A 3,826-nucleotide genomic window follows, 5' to 3' on the forward strand; every position below is an offset into this window, starting at 1 on the left:
ATTCTAAAATTTGAGTAAATATTTTTGTAAGTTTGCCCACAATTTTTTTTGTTATTGTTGTTCGATAGTTGTTCTATAACTAACGAATAACAACTAACTCATACCAATGAATGTAGTACTTTGTCTTTTCTCCAACAATTAAATTCAGTTCAACAACAAGCGGTACAAGCAACGGAAGGTCCTGTGATGATCGTTGCAGGAGCGGGAAGCGGGAAGACACGTGTGCTAACGTATCGTACTGCATATCTTGTGGAACGTGGTATTTCTCCGTATGAAATTCTTGCCCTTACGTTCACGAATAAAGCCGCAAATGAAATGAAACAGCGTATCATCGAACTTGTCGGTCCGCAAAGTCAGCACGTGCAGATGGGAACGTTTCATTCTGTGTTTGCAAAATTACTGCGCCGAGAATGTGAACCGCTCGGATTCAATCGCAACTTTACGATTTACGATACGGAAGATTCGTTGCAAGTTGTAAAAACGATTATGAAAGAGAATACTATTTCTTCGCAGCAATTCAAACCGAATGCAATACGCGGGAGAATTTCGATGGCGAAGAATCAAATGCTTTCTCCGCAGGAATTTTTGGCTCAAGCAGATAATTTCTTCGACCAAAAAACAGCGCTCGTTTTTAAAGAATATCAGGAACGTTTGCGCAAAATGAATGCGATGGATTTTGATGATTTGCTCATAAAACCGATAGAACTCTTTTCTCGATTTCCCAAAGTTCTGGAAAAATACCAACAGCGGTTCAAATATATTTTTGTTGATGAATATCAGGATACGAATCGCGTGCAGTATGTTTTGGTGAAAATACTTGCTGAAAAATTTCGGAATGTTTGCGTTGTCGGCGATGATGCGCAGAGTATTTATTCGTTTCGCGGAGCGGATATTCGGAACATTCTCGACTTTCAGAAAGATTATCCCGATTGCAAGTTATTCCGTCTTGAACAAAATTATCGTTCGACAAAAACCATTTTAAATGTTGCAAACGATGTTATCAAAAACAACACGGGACAAATTCCGAAACATCTTTGGACGGAAAATTTTGAAGGAGAAACCATAACGCATCTTATCTGCGAAGACGACAGGGAGGAAGGAGAACGTATTGTGAAGAAAATTCGGGAAGAAATTCACAAGCGTAAAATTCAATTGAAAGACGTTGCGGTATTGTATCGAACCAATGCACAATCGCGTTCGATAGAAGATGCGCTGCGAAAAGAAAATCTTCCGTACGTGATCATTGGTGGCGTAGAATTTTACCGAAGAAAAGAAATCAAAGATGTGCTTGCGTATTTGCGAACCATCATCAATCCAATAGATGAAGAAAGTATGCTTCGCATAATCAATTATCCTGCGCGCGGAATAGGAAATACCGCGGTGGAAAAAATACAAATGGTCGCACGCGAGAAGAAGATGCCGTTGTTCGAGGTGATGCAAATGCTTGATTCGATTGATGGTCTTCAAACACGCGCACGAAATGCTCTTCGTGAATTTACGGCAATGATTTGGAAGTATATCGAAATGCTGGACTATGTTTCTGCGAGTGAAATTGCGCGCGGCATTGTCGAAGAAATCGGCATTCTTCGGGAACTGAAAGAAGAAGGAACGCCGGAATCGCTTGCACGTTGGGAAAATGTTCAGGAGTTGCTTTCTGCTATTTCGGAATATAACGATGAAGCGGAAGAACCGTCGTTACAACAGTTTCTGCAGGAAATTTCCCTTGTTGCTGATGTTGATAAATGGGATACGCAGAAAAATTCAATAACGTTGATGACCTTGCATGCCGCAAAAGGATTAGAGTTTCCCGTGGTGTTTGTTGCCGGCGTTGAAGAAGGATTGCTGCCGTTGTATGATTCATTTTCCAATCATCAGGAAGTAGAAGAGGAACGAAGACTAATGTATGTGGGAATTACGCGCGCAATGCAAAAACTTTACATCAGCAGCGCGAATGTGCGGTATCGTTACGGCGATGTTACGTACCCTACTCCTTCGCGGTTTCTTTCCGAAATAGAACAACCGTTTCTCGTGCAAGAAATTCCTGTATCAAAAAACAGAGAACGCGCTTCGCAGGTATTTTCGACGCGCCTACGTTCAGCAACGGATTATTTTTCGAAGGGGAAAAAAAACGGCGATGACCGATTTCTCTACGAACAAGAGCAACCGAATTATGAAGATGTTTCGCAAGAATCAAAAACGTTGCGGATAGGAATGCGTGTCGTTCACGATGTTTTTGGAAAAGGAAAAATTGTTATGCTCTCCGGGAAAGGCAAGTTGGCACGAGCAACGGTTCAGTTCGATTTGGTGGGTACGAAAAATTTATTGTTGCAATTTGCTCATCTGCATATCATTACCGTATGAAACGAAACGTCAAAGAACAAACAAAAAAACTTGCGCAAACGGTTGCAGGAATAAAAAAAATTGTATCGCATCAAAAAGAAATTTCCTTTCGCGAACGTATAAATATTTTTCTCGGGGCAGTTGCATATTATCCCAAAGCGGTGTTGTTGCGTTTCATCAAAGACGATGGATTATTTCTCGCTTCGGGAATCGGTTTTGCTGTCGTTACGTGCATTATTCCGCTTATTCTTCTTGTTGCTTCCGTATTGGGAATGATGCTCGAATCGCCAACAATTGCTATTCAATCCATTCAGGAAATGTTCGGCAACCGCTTACTCCCTATTCCGTATTTAGCAACAGTTCGTGAAACGCTCGTTGGGGTGATTGAAGAAATTATCAACCATCGTGCAGGATTTGGTTTTGTTGCGGCTTTTACACTAATTTGGACGTCAACTAATCTCTTTGCGTTCACACGTTCATCGCTCCATCGGATTTATTGCGTACAACAAACGCAGAATATCTTTATGAGCATTCTTGAAGATATTTTTTGGGTTCTCGTTCTTGCGGTATTATTTTTTGTCGTGAATTTTATCGTATGGATGTCTTCATTGCTGCAGCAAATTATCTACCTTCTCCCGCAAGCAATACAAACGCGTGCAGAATGGATTGAATACAGTTTTCCTGCGCTGTTGATTTTTGCCGTTTTTACGATGATGTTTTATGTTATTTATTACCGCGTTCCCGACCAACACGTTCCGAAAAAAGTTGCGCTGATTTCTGCAATAACGACGGCAATTCTTTGGCAAAGCGCCGGATGGTTTTTCTCGTGGTATGTTATGCGTTTTCCTACGTTCGGAAAAATTTATGGAACGTATGCTTTCCTCATTGTTTCGCTTTTGTGGATTTATTATTCGGGAATTACGTTTATCATCGGCGGCGAAGTGGGACAACTCTATCGTGAAAAACATCAATTGAATTTTGAAGGAGAAGAAAACAATGCATTATGAACAACTTTCCCGCTTCGAAGGATGAGAGTAAGGGATAACGTTTACACAAAGTGTGGATAGTATTGTTCTTCGTGCGCTTTGCGTTGAAGAAAACAATATTTCTTTTGTATGGGCTTAAGACTATTTATGAACATCTATTTTGGTTACGTTTCTACCTAATTACAAAAACCAAAAACCCGTTCTTGAAAATTTGAGAACGGGTTTTTTGTTGAGTGAAAGAAAAATTGTGTGAGGAAAAAAAAACGTGGAAATGAAAAACGCCGTAGGCGTGAGATGTTTATAGAAGAAGAAATCAAAAATAAATTGTAGCTCCGTAGGAGCGAAATAAAAAAAATGCGAAACGATATTTCACTATTACATTTCGCACCTACGGTGCAGGAAACCATTATGGTGAAATCGTTCTTTTATCACGATTTATCGGGATTTCTTCGTACAGCAAAATCATTTATGATTTTGAAGAAGTGAGTTTGCTCATTATG

The 3,826-nt window shown here is 40.1% G+C and carries 2 protein-coding genes; both read left to right on the forward strand.

The annotated features are described in order from the left end of the window. The first annotated feature begins 120 nt into the window (after positions 1–120). On the forward strand, positions 121–2,361 hold the full coding sequence (locus FJ218_11065) for a DNA helicase (GenBank protein ID MBM4167440.1): 2,241 nt from the start codon (positions 121–123) through the stop codon (positions 2,359–2,361). Continuing rightward, positions 2,358–3,347 carry a YihY/virulence factor BrkB family protein gene (locus FJ218_11070; GenBank protein MBM4167441.1) on the forward strand — a complete coding sequence of 330 codons (990 nt, stop codon included), beginning with the start codon at positions 2,358–2,360 and terminating at the stop codon, positions 3,345–3,347. Before FJ218_11065 ends, FJ218_11070 begins: the two co-directional genes overlap by 4 nt. Positions 3,348–3,826 lie beyond the last annotated feature (479 nt).

It is taken from the genome of Ignavibacteria bacterium (assembly GCA_016873775.1).
GTDB lineage: Bacteria > Bacteroidota > Ignavibacteria > UBA10030 > F1-140-MAGs086 > JAGXRH01.

Excerpts from the sequence above, each read along its gene's own strand:
- FJ218_11070 (MBM4167441.1), top strand. The coding sequence starts at position 2,358 with ATGAAACGAAACGTCAAAGAACAAACAAAAAAACTTGCGCAAACGGTT.